Annotated in this window: 12 protein-coding genes and 2 pseudogenes; 9 read left to right on the forward strand and 5 right to left on the reverse strand. The window is 69.7% G+C overall.

Going from position 1 to position 14,933, the window contains the following annotated elements:
* Positions 1-76: 76 nt before the first annotated feature.
* Entirely contained in the window at positions 77-1,129 is a 1,053-nt protein-coding gene (locus AC0662_RS07155; RefSeq protein WP_478299115.1) for a P1 family peptidase, read from the reverse strand.
* Between the two features lie 67 nt (positions 1,130-1,196).
* On the opposite strand from AC0662_RS07155, the gene AC0662_RS07160 reads away from it, so the two are divergent.
* A complete protein-coding gene (locus AC0662_RS07160; protein WP_478299117.1) occupies positions 1,197-1,709 on the forward strand; it encodes a DUF2087 domain-containing protein in 513 nt (170 codons plus the stop codon).
* Here the strand turns inward: AC0662_RS07160 and AC0662_RS07165 are convergent.
* Complete coding sequence (locus AC0662_RS07165; RefSeq protein WP_478299119.1) at positions 1,702-4,398, reverse strand: bifunctional acetate--CoA ligase family protein/GNAT family N-acetyltransferase; 2,697 nt, start codon at positions 4,396-4,398, stop codon at positions 1,702-1,704. The genes AC0662_RS07160 and AC0662_RS07165 overlap by 8 nt on opposite strands.
* A gap of 40 nt (positions 4,399-4,438) precedes the next feature.
* On the opposite strand from AC0662_RS07165, the gene AC0662_RS07170 reads away from it, so the two are divergent.
* The 4 genes from AC0662_RS07170 to AC0662_RS07185 all read left to right on the forward strand — a co-directional run bounded on the left by AC0662_RS07170 (position 4,439) and on the right by AC0662_RS07185 (position 8,284).
* Entirely contained in the window at positions 4,439-5,479 is a 1,041-nt protein-coding gene (locus AC0662_RS07170) for an ArsB/NhaD family transporter (RefSeq protein ID WP_452201844.1), read from the forward strand.
* A 70-nt stretch (positions 5,480-5,549) separates the two neighbouring features.
* Entirely contained in the window at positions 5,550-7,265 is a 1,716-nt protein-coding gene (locus tag AC0662_RS07175; RefSeq protein WP_452201845.1) for an AMP-binding protein, read from the forward strand.
* A 6-nt stretch (positions 7,266-7,271) separates the two neighbouring features.
* Complete coding sequence (locus AC0662_RS07180) at positions 7,272-8,039, forward strand: ABC transporter permease (protein WP_452201847.1); 768 nt, start codon at positions 7,272-7,274, stop codon at positions 8,037-8,039.
* The gene (locus tag AC0662_RS07185) at positions 8,036-8,284 is read left to right on the forward strand and encodes a DUF2630 family protein (protein WP_452201850.1); all 249 of its coding nucleotides are present in this window, start codon (positions 8,036-8,038) and stop codon (positions 8,282-8,284) included. The genes AC0662_RS07180 and AC0662_RS07185 overlap by 4 nt, the downstream gene beginning before the upstream one ends.
* 31 nt (positions 8,285-8,315) lie before the next feature.
* On the opposite strand, the gene AC0662_RS07190 is transcribed toward AC0662_RS07185, so the two are convergent.
* The 3 genes from AC0662_RS07190 to AC0662_RS07200 are packed head-to-tail and all read right to left on the reverse strand — an operon-like array spanning position 8,316 to position 10,620.
* Positions 8,316-8,720: a CoA-binding protein gene (locus tag AC0662_RS07190; protein WP_452201852.1), complete on the reverse strand. Its 405-nt coding sequence runs from the start codon at positions 8,718-8,720 to the stop codon at positions 8,316-8,318.
* A gap of 2 nt (positions 8,721-8,722) precedes the next feature.
* Positions 8,723-9,376: a response regulator gene (locus tag AC0662_RS07195; RefSeq protein WP_478299122.1), complete on the reverse strand. Its 654-nt coding sequence runs from the start codon at positions 9,374-9,376 to the stop codon at positions 8,723-8,725.
* Entirely contained in the window at positions 9,358-10,620 is a 1,263-nt protein-coding gene (locus AC0662_RS07200; protein WP_478299124.1) for a sensor histidine kinase, read from the reverse strand. The genes AC0662_RS07195 and AC0662_RS07200 overlap by 19 nt, the downstream gene beginning before the upstream one ends.
* Before the next feature lie 244 nt (positions 10,621-10,864).
* On the opposite strand from AC0662_RS07200, the gene AC0662_RS07205 reads away from it, so the two are divergent.
* From AC0662_RS07205 to AC0662_RS07220, 4 genes and pseudogenes are all read left to right on the forward strand, one after another.
* Entirely contained in the window at positions 10,865-11,632 is a 768-nt protein-coding gene (locus AC0662_RS07205; RefSeq protein ID WP_452204022.1) for an ABC transporter ATP-binding protein, read from the forward strand.
* Complete coding sequence (locus tag AC0662_RS07210) at positions 11,632-13,575, forward strand: FtsX-like permease family protein (protein ID WP_452204021.1); 1,944 nt, start codon at positions 11,632-11,634, stop codon at positions 13,573-13,575. Before AC0662_RS07205 ends, AC0662_RS07210 begins: the two co-directional genes overlap by 1 nt.
* A gap of 58 nt (positions 13,576-13,633) precedes the next feature.
* Positions 13,634-14,194: pseudogene (locus tag AC0662_RS07215) on the forward strand (DNA gyrase subunit A); the annotation flags it as partial.
* Positions 14,168-14,896 (forward strand): annotated as a pseudogene (locus AC0662_RS07220) (LAGLIDADG family homing endonuclease); the annotation flags it as partial. The pseudogenes AC0662_RS07215 and AC0662_RS07220, both read left to right, overlap by 27 nt.
* Positions 14,897-14,933: the final 37 nt, after the last annotated feature.

A 14,933-nucleotide genomic window follows, 5' to 3' on the forward strand; every position in this document is an offset into this window, starting at 1 on the left:
TCGTCGGCCCGTAGACCGGTCTTCAGATCGTCTTCCGGCGCCCTTCGGCGATCCGGCGTACGACTTGAGTCGTACGTCAGTCGGTCCGGAAAGCCGACGGATAGGCGTCGCGGTAGCTCGGGATCGTGCCGGTCGGGGTCTCGACCGACTCGGCGTTCAGCATCGCGTGCACGATCGCGCGGGTCAGCGTCCGGGCGCCGGCGGCGTACACCGTCTCGAGCCGCGCGAGTGCGGTCGGGTCCGTGACGCTGAGCCGGGGCCGGTCGTCCTCAGGCACCCGGGTCGACAGCGCGAAGAGGCTGTCGCCGTCGACGAGGGTGTGGATCGGATCGATCGCCCGCGCAAGCCCGTCGTGCGCGATCATCGCCATCCGCTTCGTCGCCGCCTTGTCCAGCGGTACGTCGGTGGCGAGGACGGCAATCACGGTGTTCATCGACGGCCCCGGGACGAGGTTGCGGCCAGGTGCTGCCGGCGGCGGCTCGGTCGGAGTCCGGAGATGGGTGAACTCGTCGCCCAGCCCGAGGCGGGCGCCGTACAGGTTGCCGCCGGCGTCGACCGTGGAGCCGGCCGCGTTCACGATCACCAGCGCGCCGACCGTCGTACCGTCGTCGAGCCGGACGCTGGCCGAGCCGACGCCGCCCTTCAGCGAACCGGCCCGCGCACCGGCACCGCCCCCGTGGTTGCCGAGGGCAACCGGACCGTCGGCAGCGACGGCGATCGCGTCCGCTCCCCAGGACGGCTCCGGGCGGGCCTTGAAGTCGCCGCCACGCGCTAGGTCGAAGATCACCGCGGTCGGCACGATCGGCACCACGTCGTACTCGCCCGGCCCGACCCGGACGCCCTCGCCGCGCTCCTCCAGCCAGCGCATCACGCTGCCCGCGGTGTCGAGACCGAACGCGCTCCCGCCGGTCAGGACAATCGCGTTCGCGCCGCCGTTCGAGTTCACCGGCGACAGTAGATCGGTCTCCCGCGTTCCGGGCGCGCCGCCGCGGACATCGACCGCGGCGACAGCGGTCGCCGGCACGTGGATCACCGTGGTTCCGGTCAGGTACGGCGGGTCGACGCGCTCGACCTGACCGACCAGGATTCCAGGGACATCGGTAATCGCGTTGTGCGGACCAGGCTCCATACCGATGATCCTTTCACTGATCCTTTCACGCCGAAATCCGGTTGCGGCGAGCGTTAGCGTGAAACGCATGAACGCCGATCAGCTCTGTGGTCTGCTGGCCGAACCGTCGAGGTTGCGGACGTACTCCGCGATCGTCCTCGGCGCCACCACTCCCGAGCAGGTAGCCGGGAGCACCGGGCTGCCGGCGCCGGTCGTGGTGAAGGCGTTGCAGCGACTGACCAAGGGCGGGCTGATCGCGGCGAGCCGGGACGGGTTCAGCGCGGACGAGGGCGCGTTCAAGGACGCAGTCCGCGAGAGCCGGCCGGAGTGGGTGCCGCTCGATCCGGATCCGGCGCGCGACGCCGTACTCAAGGGATTCATCCGGGACGGGCGGCTGACGCACTTCCCGACGTTCCCGGAGAAGCTGCGGATCGTGCTCGAGTACGTCGTGCAGGGCTTCGAGGTGGGCCGCGACTATCCGGAGCCCGAGGTCAACGAGATCCTGAACCGCTGGCATCCCGACCACGCCGCGCTCCGTCGCGAACTCGTCGACGCGCGGCTGCTGCAGCGCGAGAACAGCGTCTACACGCGGGTCAGGTGAGGCGGCGGGCCGGCATGTCCTGGCGGGGCTTCTCGTTGGGCGCGATCCGGATCCGCGTGTCGAGGACGGTGGCGCCCTCGGCCGCGACCAGAACCGAGCGGAGGTCCAGTCGCACGACTTCCTCCAAGTCGAGCGTCAGCCGGGACACCCGGTGCAGCAGGTCCTCGATCGCGGAGATGTCGACCGGGTCCGACCCGCGGTAGCCGTACAGCAGCGGCGCCGCCTTCACCTCGCGCACCATCTCCGCGGCGTCCCGCGTGGTCAACGGCGGCATCCGGTACGACCGATCGCCCAACAGGTCCGTCGCGACGCCGGACAGACCGAACGTCACCACCGGCCCGAACGACACGTCTTCGATCGTCGAGATCACCACCGGAACCCCCGGCGGCGCCATCTTCTGTACGACGAACTGCGCGCGCCCCGGGTCCGACGCGACACCGAACGTCCGCGTCATCTCCGCCCACGCGGCCCGCATGTCGTCCTCGTCGTGGATGTGCCGCCAGATGTCGGCGAGATCCGGGCGCATCCGCCACTGCTCCGCGGTTGCCTTCAGGATGACCTCGAACCCGAGATCCGCGGCCCGGTCGACCGCCTCGTCGGCGCTGAGCACCGGGAACGCCGGCAGCACCGAGATGTCGTAGAAGCCGAGCAGCCGCTGCTTGTCGGCGTCGTCCAGGTCCGCGCCGGACGGGTGCCGCTGCAGGAACTCCGCGACGAAGTCCTCTCCCCCGGCGGTGTCCACGTTCGGCAGGTCCGGGATCCGGCTGTCCGAGCGGCGCCGCCACTCGGCGTACTGCGTGGCCTTCGCGAGGGCGCCGACGGCGTACTGCGGGTTGAGGAAGGACGGGATCGAGCCGCGGGCCGCGCCGCCGTCCTCGTCCGGGACCTGCAGTTCCTCGGGCACGCTGCGCGAGGCGAGGAACGTCGACACCACCGGCTTGTCCGAACCGGCGGCCGCCGCGGCCAGCACCTGGGCGATCTCACCCCCGCTGGACTGCACCGGCGGCGTGTAGATCACGACGACCGAGTGCACCTTCTCGTCGGCGAACACCTCGGACAGCGCGAGGCCGAAGTCCGACGCGGTCGCGTCCGCGCTCAGGTTCCGCGGCTCGCCGGCCACGTCGAGGCCGCAGCCCGCCATCGTGTCGAGGGCGAGCAGCGTCAGCGCGTCCGAGTTCGACACGATCGCCACCCGGCGGCCCTTCGGCAGCGGCTGGTGCGCGAGCAACTGGGCCACGTCGAACAGCTCGCCGGTGGTGTCCACCCCGATCAGGCCGCTCTGCCGGAACATCGACTCGATGGTTGCGGGCGGCAACTGGCTGCGCCGGACCAACTGACCCACCGGCACACCCTGCGTGGCCCGTCCGGACTTCAGCGCGATCACCGGCTTCCGCCCGGCCAGCCGCCGCGAGACCCGGCTGAACTTCCGCGGGTTGCCGAGTGACTCCAGGTAGAGCAGGACGACCTCGGTGGCCTCGTCGGAGTACCAGAACTGCATCAGGTCGTTGCCGGACACGTCCGCCCGGTTGCCGGCCGAGACGAAACTCGACAGCCCCAGGCCACGACCGACCATGTCCGCCAGGATCGGTACGCCGAGCGCGCCGGACTGGCAGAAGAACGCGACCCGCCCCTTGCTCGGCATCAGCGGCGAGAGCGTGGCGTTCAGCGACACCCCGGTGGCGGTGTTGATCAGCCCGAGCGCGTTCGGCCCGATCACCCGCATCCCGTACGAGCGCGCCAGACCCACGAGGTACCGCTGCCGTTTCCGGCCCTCGTCGCCGATCTCGGCGAACCCGCTGGACACCACGACCAGCCCCCGGACACCCTTCGCGGCGCAGTCCAGGACCACGTCCGCGACCATCTCCGCCTTCACCGCGACCACGGCCAGGTCGACCGTGTCGTCGACCTCCCGGATCGTCGGGTACGCCGGAACGCCCTCGATCTCGTCAGCTTTGGTGTCGGTGTTCACGGCGTACAACCGGCCCGGGAAGCCACCGTCGCGGAGGTTGCGCAGCAGCGCGTTGCCGATCGTGCCCTCGCGCCGGCTGGCGCCGATCACCGCGACCGACGCCGGCGACAGCAGCCGCGCGATCGAGAGCGCCTCGGAGCGCTGCTCGCGGGCCTGCATCACGCCGAACGAGGTGTCGGTGGGCGCGATGTCGAACTCGACCATGATCACGCCGTCCTCGAACTCCCGGGCGACCTTGTACCCGGCCTCGGTGAAGACCGTGATCATCTTCCGGTTGTCCGGTAGCACCTCGGCGACGAACCGGTGGATGCCGTGCTCCCGGGCCGCCTGCGCCAGGTGCTCGAGCAGCAACTGGCCCAGACCGCGCCCCTGGTGCGCGTCCTCGATCAGGAACGCGACCTCCGCCGTCCCGCGGCCGGTGCGCTCGTACCGGCCGACGCCGATCATCTCGTCACCGACCGTGACGATCAATGCGGAGCGGTCGTGGTAGTCGACCTGCGTGAACCTCGCCACATCACGCTCGGACAGTTGCGGGTACGGGGCGAAGAAGCGGTAGTACTTCGACTGTTCGGACACCCGGGCGTAGAACGCGACCAGCAGCCCGGCGTCGGCCGGTGTGATCGGGCGCAGGTGCGCGGTCGCGCCGTCCCGCAGGACGACGTCCGCCTCGTACTCCGCCGGGTAGCTCTCCGGCAGTTCGTGGTCATACTGGTCCGGCACCTGGCAAGCGTACTCAAACCGGCACCCGGGAGGTCGTGAATTGTTCGAGCGGATCGCCCCGGTGCTGGTGTTCCTGATCGCCGTGACCGTGATCGCGGAGCTGGCCGACCAGGCCAAGGTGTTCGACGTCGCGGCGCGAGAGGCCGCCCATCTCGCCCGCGGCCGGGTCTGGCGGCTGTGGCTCCTGGTCGTCGCGCTCGCCACCGGTCTGACGATCGTGCTGTCCCTCGACACCTGTGCGGTGCTGCTCACCCCCGTCGTCCTGTCGATGGCCCGGCAGCTGGACATCCCGCCGAAGCTGTTCGCTTTCACGACGGTCTGGCTGGCCGGTACGGCGTCACTCCTGCTACCGGTCTCGAACCTGACGAACCTGCTCGCCCAGCACCCGTTCCGCCAGTTCGACGTCAGCTACATCTCGGTCAGCTGGCGCCCGGCGATCGCCGCGATCGTCATCACCGTCGCCGTCCTCGCGGCGCTCTTCGCTCGCGACCTGAATCGCACCTACCGGATGCCGCCGACACCGGCGGTCGAGGACAAGGTGCTGTTCTGGGGATCGGCGGGTGTCTGCGTACTGCTGGGGCCTGCCTTCGTGTCGGGTGTCGAGGTCGCGATTCCGGCGAGTATCGGTGCGATCGTCCTGGTCGTCCTGTTCGCGATCCGGCGGCGCAGCGCGCTGCGGTGGTCACTGATCCCGTACAAGCTGGTCATCACCGTGATCGTGCTTTTCACCGTGGTCGGCTTCCTCAGTGCCCACGGTCTGGAGGATCTGCTGCGCCGGATCGCCGGTACGACGTCCGACCTGCGCCTCAGCTTCACCGCGGCGGTCGGCGCCAATCTGTTCGACAACCTCCCGGCGTACCTCGCCATGGAGCCGGTCGCCCAGAACTCACCACACCGCATGCTCGCGCTGCTCATCGGCGTCAACTGCGGCTGCCTCCTCACGCTCTGGGGCTCCCTCGCGACCCTCCTCTGGCGAGCCCGCTGCGACGCCGCCCGCGTGGACATCACCTGGTGGTCGTTCCTCTGGCGGGGCCTGATCCTCACCCCGCTGGTCGTCACGGGCGCCGTCCTCGCACTGTGACGCTGACTGTGACGCTGCGGGCCGGAGTGGCCGGTTTACCGATCGGTAGTGGCTGGGCAAAGATGCGGGCATGAGCTCATCGGACAGCACGGAGCAGAGCACCTCGGACGTGACGCGGGAGTTCCGGGCGGCGCGTGACTTCCTGGTCGCGCACCGGGACGACTACGAGACGGCGTACCGGGACTTCAGTTGGCCGGCGTTCGAGCGGTTCAACTGGGCACGGGACTGGTTCGACGCGCTCGCGGTCGAGCAGCCCGAGGTGTCCGCGCTGACCATCGTCGAGGAGGACGGCGAGGTGAACTCCCGGACGTACGCCGAGATGGCCCAGCGGTCCCGCAAGGTGGCCGGCTGGCTCACGACGGCGGGTCTGAAACCGGGCGACCGCGTGCTGATCGTGCTGGGCAACCAGGTCGAGCTGTGGGAGACCATGCTCGGCTGTATCCGGGCCGGCGCCGTGATGATCCCGGCGACCACCCTGCTGACCGACGCCGACCTCGCCGACCGCATCTCCCGCGGCAACGTCCGCGCGGTCGTCACCAGCGGGGCCGACGCACCCCGGTACGCCGGGATCGCGGACCACTGCATCCGTGTCGCGGTCGGTGAACCGGCCGAAGGCTGGCTGCACTACGCCGACGCCGAGTCGTATGACGGCGACGTACCAGAGGTCGACACGGCAGCCGACGACTCGCTGCTGCTCTACTTCACCTCGGGGACGACGAGTCAGCCGAAGCTCGTCGAGCACACGCAGGTCAGCTACCCGCTGGGGCACCTCTCGACGATGTACTGGATCGGCCTGCAGCCCGGCGACGTCCACCTGAACGTGTCGTCACCCGGCTGGGCGAAGCACTCCTGGAGCAACGTGTTCGCCCCGTGGAACGCGGGCGCGACCGTCTTCCTGTACAACTACACCCGCTTCAACGCCGACAAGATGCTGAAGGTCCTCCAGCAGTACGGCGTGACCACGTTCTGCGCTCCGCCGACGGTCTGGCGGATGCTGATCCAGGCCGACCTGTCCGCGGTCGAGGTCCGGATCCGGGAGTGCATCTCGGCCGGTGAACCGCTGAACCCCGAGGTGATCGAGCAGGTCCGAACCGCGTGGAACATCACCATCCGCGACGGGTACGGCCAGACCGAGACGACGGCCCAGATCGGCAACCCGCCGGGGCAGCCGGTGAAGCTCGGTTCGATGGGCCGCCCGCTGCCGGGGTACAGCATCGCGCTGATCGACCCGTCGACCGACGAGATCGGTGACGACGGCGAGATCTGCATCGAGCTCGCCCCGGCGCCGGTCCCGCTGATGCGCGGCTACCGCGACGCGCAGGAGCTCACCGACGAGGTGATGCGGAACGGGTACTACCACACCGGTGACGTCGCGAGCCGCGACGAGGACGGCTACATCACGTACGTCGGGCGCTCGGACGACGTGTTCAAGGCGAGTGACTACCGGATCTCCCCGTTCGAACTCGAGTCGGTCCTGATCGAGCACCCGGCCGTCGCCGAGGCAGCCGTCGTCCCGTCGCCGGACCCGGTGCGGCTCGCCGTACCCAAGGCGTACGTCGTCCTCGCGGCCGGTCACGAACCGTCGCGGGAACTAGCCGGGGAGATCCTGGCGTTCTGCCGCGAGCACCTGGCGCCGTACAAGCGGATCCGGCGGATCGAGTTCGCGGAGCTGCCGAAGACGATCTCCGGGAAGATCCGCCGGGTCGAGCTGCGCGCCGACGAGGCGGCCAAGGTGGAGAGCGGATCGGGCGGCGGGCTGACGTACGACGAGGCGGACTTCAAGTAAGCACCGATGTCGTTCCACACCGGGCTCGGCTGGGCCGCTGTCGTCGTCCTGCCGTTGCTGATCGCGATCGGGGTCGGAGCGTCGCACTACGCGGGGCTCCGGCACGACAAGGGGATCGTCACCGCGGCGTTGCGTGCGGTCGTGCAGCTGGCGGCTGTCGGTGCCGTCGTCGGGGTGGCGTTGCGGTACACCGCCGGCGCGATCGCGTTCGTCCTGCTCATGTTCGTGGTCGCGACCGTGACGAGCACGCGGCGGCTCCACCAGACCGCCGCCATCCCGGGCCAGTGGGCGTACTGCGCGGCCGCGATCGGGACCGGAGCGTTCACGGTCCTGCTGCTGCTGATCGTGCCCGGGGTCGTGCCGCGGAACCCGGCGAGCATCCTGCCGATGGGCGGGATCATCGTCGGCGGCGCGATGACCGCCACCACCCTCGCCGGCCGCCGCGTGCTGAGCGAGTACCAGACCCGGTACGGCGAGTTCGAGGCCGGACTGTCGATCGGGCTGCTGCAGCCTGACGCGTTCAAACTCGTCGCCGGACCGGTCGCAGGTGACGCGCTGCTGCCGGCGCTCGATCAGACCCGGACCGTCGGGCTGGTCACGCTACCCGGCGCGTTCGTCGGCATGGTGCTCGGCGGCGCCTCCCCGACCCAGGCGGCCGCGCTGCAACTCGTCGTACTGATCGGACTGGTCGCCGCGGAAGCCATCGCCATCCTGGTCCTCACCGAGTTGCTGTCACGGTCGAAGCTTCCGGACGGGCGTAGCGTGTCCCCATGAGCGACGACAAGAGCATCTTCAGCCGGATCGACGACCTGGTCGCCGAGGAGCATGAGCTCCGGACCAAGCACGCGGGCGGGCAGGTCGACAACGCCGACGAGAAGGACCGGCTCAAGGCCCTCGAGGTCGAGCTGGACCAGTGCTGGGACCTGCTCCGGCAGCGCCGCGCCAAGCGGGAGTTCGGCGAGAACCCCGACGACGCGCAGTCCCGGTCGGCCGACACGGTCGAGGGATACCTGAACTAGACCGTGCACTGGTGGTGGCCGTTCGGGGTGCTTACCCGGTCGGTCCGAGACGGCCCCACTCGATCGCTGGGCAGTGGTCCATCACCATCGTCAGACCTGCGGCCGTCGTTCGCGTGTAGGCGTCCTGATCCACGACATCGAGCTGGAACCACACCGCCTTCGCGTTGATGCCCACCGCCTGGTCCGCGATGTCGCCGGCCAGGTCGGAGCGGACGAACACGTCCACACAGTCGACCGCGAACGGGATGTCCGCGAGGGCGGCGTACCCCTTCTCGCCGTGCACCGTCTCAGCGGACGGGTGCACCGGCACGATCCGCTTCCCGTGACCCTGCAGGAACCGCGCCACGCCGTACGCGGCCCGGTCGGTGTTGTTCGACAACCCGACCACGGCCCACGTCTCGCACTCGGCCAGGATCTTCCGGATCGCCTCGTCCATGATCAACCTCTCAGATAAGTCAGTACGGCGGACACGCGCCGGTCCCGCCCGTCGTCCAGCCGCAGCTTCGCGAAGATCTTGCCGACGTGCTTGCGAACGGCCGCCTCGCTCACCACCAATTGTTCCGCGATCGACCCGTTCACCCGACCCTCCGCCATCAACGCGAGCACCTCGAGTTCGCGGGGCGTGAGCGCCGCGAGTGGACCGTCGTTACGGCGCCGCGCGAGCAGCTGGCGCACCACCTCGGGGTCCACCACCGTGCCGCCGTCGGCGACCCGGTCCAGCGACTCGAGGAACTCGGTCACGTGCCCGACCCGGTCCTTCAGCAGGTACCCGATCCCGCCGGTCGTTGTCTCCAGCAACGACGAGAGGTACGCGTCGGCGACGTACTGGGACAGCACCAGGATCCCGATCGCCGGCTGCTCGGCGCGGATCGCGGCCGCGGCCCGGAGCCCTTCGTCACTGTGCCCGGGCGGCATCCGGACATCGGTGATCACCACGTCCGGCGGCTCCTTGCGGACCACCGCGAGCAGCGTGTCCGCGTCCCCGACGGAGTCCCGTACGTCGTGCCCGGCGCGATCCAGGATGCTCGCCAGTCCCTCGCGCAGCAGCAGCGAGTCTTCCGCGAGCACGATACTCAGTCGCCGAGTCGGCACGGGCACTCCATCCTCAGTCGGGTCGGCCCACCAGGTGGGCTGTCGACGTCGAGTGTGCCTCCCAACGCGTCCAATCGCGTCACCAGCCCGGTCAGACCGGTTCCCGCACCCAGTGTCGCGCCGCCGACGCCGTCGTCCTGCACGGTGATGACGAGCCGCTCGCGATCGACCCAGCCCGAGACCGCGCACTGTGACGCCTGCGCATGCTTGGCGACGTTCGCGAGCGCCTCACTCACGACGAAGTACGCCGCGGCCTCGATCGGCGCCGGCAGTCGCGCCGGAACGGACAGCTGCACCGTCACCGGGAGCGGCATCCGGTCAGCGACTTCCCGGACGGCGGCCTCCAACCCGTGATCGATCAGCACCCGTGGATGGATGCCCCGCACGGCAGCGCGCAGATCGGCCAGTGCCGCCTCGGCCTCGGCGTGCGCCTTCACCACCATGCGCCGTCCCTCGCCCTCCGGCAGATCCAGCTCCGCCAGCCCGAGCGTCATCGTGAGCCCGACAAGCCGCTGCTGTACGCCGTCGTGCAGGTGCCGCTCGATCCGCGCGCGCTCCGTCTCGAACGCGTCGACCAGATCGAGCCGGGAACGTCGCAGCTCGGCCAAGTTGCGCTGCAGCTCTTCCTGACGCGGTCCGAGCATCGCCTTCGCGAGTGAGGCCTCGGCGCCCGCGAGGACGCCGAGCAGGTACGAACTGACCGCGTAGAACACCGGCCCGAACAAGACCAGGAAGACAAGTCCCTCCCGCGCCGTGTTCAGCGTCCACGGCCCCATCCCCATCTCGTCGCCGTCGGCGATCACCGGCGCCGCGAGCGTCGTCAGCAGGACGGTCGCGCTGATTCCCGCGAACAAGGCGCTCAGCGGCCAGACAAACACCCCGAGCACGAAGCCGTACCCGAGCGCCCGCATCGACGCCTGCTCGCGGCGGCGGAACGTGAGGCGTTGCCGGAGCGGCAGCCCGATCGGCAGTGCCGCGTGCGGGCTGCTGATGCCGTCCACCAGCATCATCCCGGCGCGCCGTCGCTCCGCCCACCCGATGGCGGCTCCGATCAGCGGGAACGCGGTCAGCATCAGGATCCCGATCAGGATCGGGCTCAGCACCGCGCTCAACGCAGCCAGTCCCACCAGCACCGCGATCGACGCCGCACCCATCGGCACCGACGTGAAGAGATACGCGTAGCTCCGCCACGGCCACGACGAAATCAGGTACCGCGGCGACGCGAGCGCCGTCCACACGGTCATGGGGCCTCCCGGCCTGGACTGAGGAGCGCAGGGAGCGAAGCGACTGGAGCGACGAGGGAAGGCCGGGAGTCACAGCCCCATGACCGCGCCGGCGCCGAAGGCGCGGCCATTAATACGGTCATGGGTCTCTCCACAATCCTCAACCCTAGGTCGAGGATTGCCTCTCGAGCGGTAGCGTGCGCGCTACTTCAGCTCTCTCCCGTGAGCCAGGGATCGGGAGCGTGCTTCGCGATTCGCTGGTTCCATGACCGCTACCGCGCCTTCGTACCCGCCCGTCGCGCCGCTCGAGGCGCCGGCGCTGCTGCTCGACGGGATCACCAAGACCTACCGTTCCAAGGCCGGATCGGTGGACGCGCTGCGCGGCGTCACGTACGGCTTCGCGCGCGCCTCGTTCACCGCGGTGATGGGCCCGTCCGGCTCCGGCAAGTCGACGCTGCTGCAGTGCGCCGCCGGACTCGACCACCCGTCCCAGGGCACCGTCGTACTCAACGGGGTCCCGCTCGGTGGGCTGAACGAGGTGGAGCTCACCAAGCTGCGCCGGGGCGAGATGGGGTTCGTCTTCCAGGCGTACAACCTGTTGCCGTCGCTGACCGTCTACGACAACGTGGCCCTGCCGCTGCGGCTGACCGGTCGCCGCCCGAGCCGGAACGACGTACTGCGGGTGCTCGACCAGGTGGGACTCGACGGGAAGGCGAAGCGGCGGCCCGCGGAGTTGTCCGGTGGGCAGCAGCAGCGGGTCGCGATCGCGCGGGCGCTGATCACCCAGCCGTCCGTGTTCTTCGCCGACGAGCCGACCGGTGCACTGGACAGCGGGACCAGCCGGCAGATCCTCGGGTTGTTGCGGGAGGCAACCGACCGCGCCGGCCAGACCGTCGTGATGGTCACCCACGACCCGGTGGCGGCGGCTTACGCCGAGCGCGTGCTGTTCCTGTCCGACGGCCTGCTCGCCGGCCACCTCGACCGGGCCACGCCGGCGCAGATCGCCGCCGCGATGAGCGACCTGGAGCGCTGATGTTCTTCCTCAGCCGGCAGACGATCAGGAGCCACCGATCGCTGTACGCCGGATCGTTCGTCGCACTGTTCGTCGGGGTGTTCCTGCTCGGACTGGCGGCCAATGCGACCGCGTCGACCATCGCGTACCGCGGTCCGGCGCTCGCGAGCATCGTGGTGACCACGCTCGGCGGCGACGGTGACGGCCCACGCAAGGTCCGGGTTCCCCTGACGGACGCGGACGCGTCGGGTCTGCAGGTGGTGCTGAGTCTGGTCGGCACGATCTGCGGGTTCATCACGATCTTCGTGATCGCCAGCACCTTCGCGTTCGCCGTCGCGTCCCGGCGGCGGGACATCGGATTGCTCCGGCTGATCGGCGCGACCCCACGCCAGATTCGCCGGATGATCCTCGGCGAGGCGGTCGTCGTCGCACTCGCCGCCGCACTGTCCGGTGCGTTGCTGGCCCAATTGGCCACGCCGCTGCTGCTGCGCAAGGCGTCGTACACCGACCTCGCGCCGGTGAAGCTGGAGCCGGCCGCGCCGTGGATCCCGTTGTCGATCGCGGTCGCGGTCGGCCTGGTCGTCGCGCTGCTCGGGGCGCGATCGGCCGCTCGCCGAGCCGGACGGGTCGGGCCCGTCGACGCGCTCCGGGAGGCGGCGCTCGAGCCGCCACGGATCGGTCCGGTGCGGATCGTGTTCGGGCTGCTGTTCCTGGCCGGGTCGATCGTGATGCTGGCGCTGATCCGGCCGTCGAGCGGCGACGGCGTCGTACCGCTGGCGATGTTCACGCCGATGCTGATGGTGGTCGCGCTGACCTTGCTCGCGCCGCTGATCGTTCCGTTGCTCGGCCGGCTGTGGGCCGTCCCGCTGGTCGCGTGGACGCGAGTGTCCGGGCGACTCGCGCGCAGCAACGTGGTCGCGGCACCACGCCGGAGTGCGTCGCTGGCCGCGCCGATCCTCGCCATCTCGGCAATCGCGGGCTCGATGGTGCTGAGTCTCAGCTTCGCCGCCGACAGCGCGGCCGCGACCATCCGGGACGCCGTCCGGGCGCCCGTCGTGGTCACCGATTCCGCTGCGCTGTCGGATCCCGCCATCGCGGCCGTCGACGCCGGCGTGCCGGTGAAGCTGGTACGGGTCGACCGCGACGACGCCGAGCTTGAGGACGCCGAAGGAATCGATCCCGCGATCGCCTCCCGGACCCGGGACCTCAGCGCTCTGTCCGGCGATCTCACGAAGCTCTCCGGGAACGGGGTCGCGGTGAGCAAGGAGCTGGCCAGTCTCGAGGGGTACAAGGTCGGCGCCGAGATCCCGGTGACGTTCACCGACCGGGTCCAGGCCAAGCTCCGGGTGGTCGCGATCGTCAAGGATGCCTTCGGGGTGAACCCGTCGCTGCTCCTCCCCCTCGACCTCGCCCGGCAGCACGCGCCGCAGGCGCAGCCCGAGCGACAGTTCGTCCTCCCCGCCGAGGGCGTCAGCGCGGACCAACTCGTACGTCGCCTGCCGCACGCGCAGCTCGCCTCGGACTGGGAGGCCGACCAGGCGGACGGCGTGCGGAAGGGGAACCAGTTCGGACTGATCCTGTTGCTCGGGCCCGCTGCGCTCTACAGCGCCATCGCGATCGCCAACACGCTGCTGATGGGCAGTCTGCAGCGTCGGCACGAATTCGTCACCTCGCGGCTACTCGGGGCGACACCGGCGCAGATCCGGCGGATGGTGCTCTGGGAGTCGTCGCTGGTCGGGGCGGTCGCGCTGAGTCTCGGGACCGCGATCACGGTCACGGTCGGGATCCTGATCCGGCACGCGATGACCGCGGGCGTGGCCGACGTACCGCTGACCGTTCCGTGGGGCGTGCTGCTGGGGATCTGCGGACTTTGTCTGACGCTGGCGGTAGGGTCCGCTCTGGCCCCGACGACGTACATCCTGCGGGTCGTGACCGGGCAAAACGCTCTGGACCAGGGACAATAGGGGCGGCGCCGGACCGTCGAGGCGTCGTACCGCTTGATCGAGGAGTTCGTAGAACCGCATGGCACGCCGTACCAGTACTGCCGAACCCGAGGACTTCGAGGAGCACATCCTCGACGTCGACGTCTCCGACGAGATGCGCACCAGCTACCTGGAGTACGCGTACTCGGTGATCTACTCCCGGGCGCTCCCGGACGCGCGGGACGGACTGAAGCCGGTGCAGCGGCGGATCCTGTTCTCGATGGCGGAGAACAACATCCGCCCCGACCGCGGCCACGTGAAGTCGGCCCGCGTCGTCGGTGAGGTCATGGGTAAGTACCACCCGCACGGCGACGGCGCGATCTACGACGCCCTGGTCCGGACCGCGCAGCCGTGGTCGATGCGGGTCCCGCTGATCGACGGCCACGGGAACTTCGGCTCGCTCGACGACGGCCCGGCCGCGATGCGGTACTGCCTGACCGGTGACACCCGGGTTCGACTGGCGGACGGCAGCTCCCCCAGGATCGCCGACCTGATGAACCTGCCGGACAACTCCGAGGCCTTCGTGGACCTCGAGGTGCTCGACAAGGATGGCAAGCCGGTCCGCGCCACCAAGCTGTTCAATTCCGGCGTACATCCGGTGAAGAAGCTGGTGACGAAGAGCGGCCATGCGCTGCGCGGAAGTCACAATCACCCGGTGCTGTGCCTGGTGCCGGTCCTGGGCGTGCCCATGTTCCAGTGGCTGCGGCTGGACGAGGTGAAGCCCGGCACGGTGGTCTGTCTCGCGCGCAACGCGTGGACGACGGACGTCCCGATGGCTCACGAGATGATGCTCGGGACGCTGTTCGGCGCCTGGGTGTCGGAAGGTTTCGCCTCAGCCGAACGGGCCGGGTTCAACAACACCGACCACGAGTACTTCGAGTACGTTCTCGCCGCGTACGACGCCATCGTCGGCGGCCCGCGGTACGTGTACTCGCGGAAAACCCGCAGCTCGGGGCGCACCATCCACGAGCTCGACATCCAGAACCTGACGGCGTTCCGGGAGAGCCCGCTCGCGAAACTGATCGGATTCAAGGCCGCTGAGAAGCACGTTCCAGAAGCAGTCTGGAACGGCACGGTCGGCCTCAAGCGCGCGTTCCTGATGGCACTCTACGAAGGTGACGGTGGAGTGCGCCGAGCAGGCGATGCCTCGGTCACGATCCAGTACTCGACGTACAGCCAGACCTTGGCGGGCGAACTACAGGAGCTCCTGCTCGAGTTCGGCGTGCACAGCAACTTGACTCACTACTCGCGCGGCGAGTACCGGTTGGTGATCTCCGGCCGACACAACATTCACGCGTTCAGCGAGCGGGTCGGTTTCCTCGCCGCCAAGCGGCACAAGC

The organism is Kribbella sp. NPDC043289, assembly GCF_056436705.1.

Coding starts and splice junctions, on each gene's coding strand:
- AC0662_RS07155 (WP_478299115.1), bottom strand. CDS start 1,129: ATGGAGCCTGGTCCGCACAACGCGATTACCGATGTCCCTGGAATCCTG.
- AC0662_RS07160 (WP_478299117.1), top strand. CDS start 1,197: ATGAACGCCGATCAGCTCTGTGGTCTGCTGGCCGAACCGTCGAGGTTG.
- AC0662_RS07175 (WP_452201845.1), top strand. CDS start 5,550: ATGAGCTCATCGGACAGCACGGAGCAGAGCACCTCGGACGTGACGCGG.
- AC0662_RS07180 (WP_452201847.1), top strand. CDS start 7,272: ATGTCGTTCCACACCGGGCTCGGCTGGGCCGCTGTCGTCGTCCTGCCG.
- AC0662_RS07185 (WP_452201850.1), top strand. CDS start 8,036: ATGAGCGACGACAAGAGCATCTTCAGCCGGATCGACGACCTGGTCGCC.
- AC0662_RS07190 (WP_452201852.1), bottom strand. CDS start 8,720: ATGGACGAGGCGATCCGGAAGATCCTGGCCGAGTGCGAGACGTGGGCC.
- AC0662_RS07200 (WP_478299124.1), bottom strand. CDS start 10,620: ATGACCGTGTGGACGGCGCTCGCGTCGCCGCGGTACCTGATTTCGTCG.
- AC0662_RS07205 (WP_452204022.1), top strand. CDS start 10,865: ATGACCGCTACCGCGCCTTCGTACCCGCCCGTCGCGCCGCTCGAGGCG.
- AC0662_RS07210 (WP_452204021.1), top strand. CDS start 11,632: ATGTTCTTCCTCAGCCGGCAGACGATCAGGAGCCACCGATCGCTGTAC.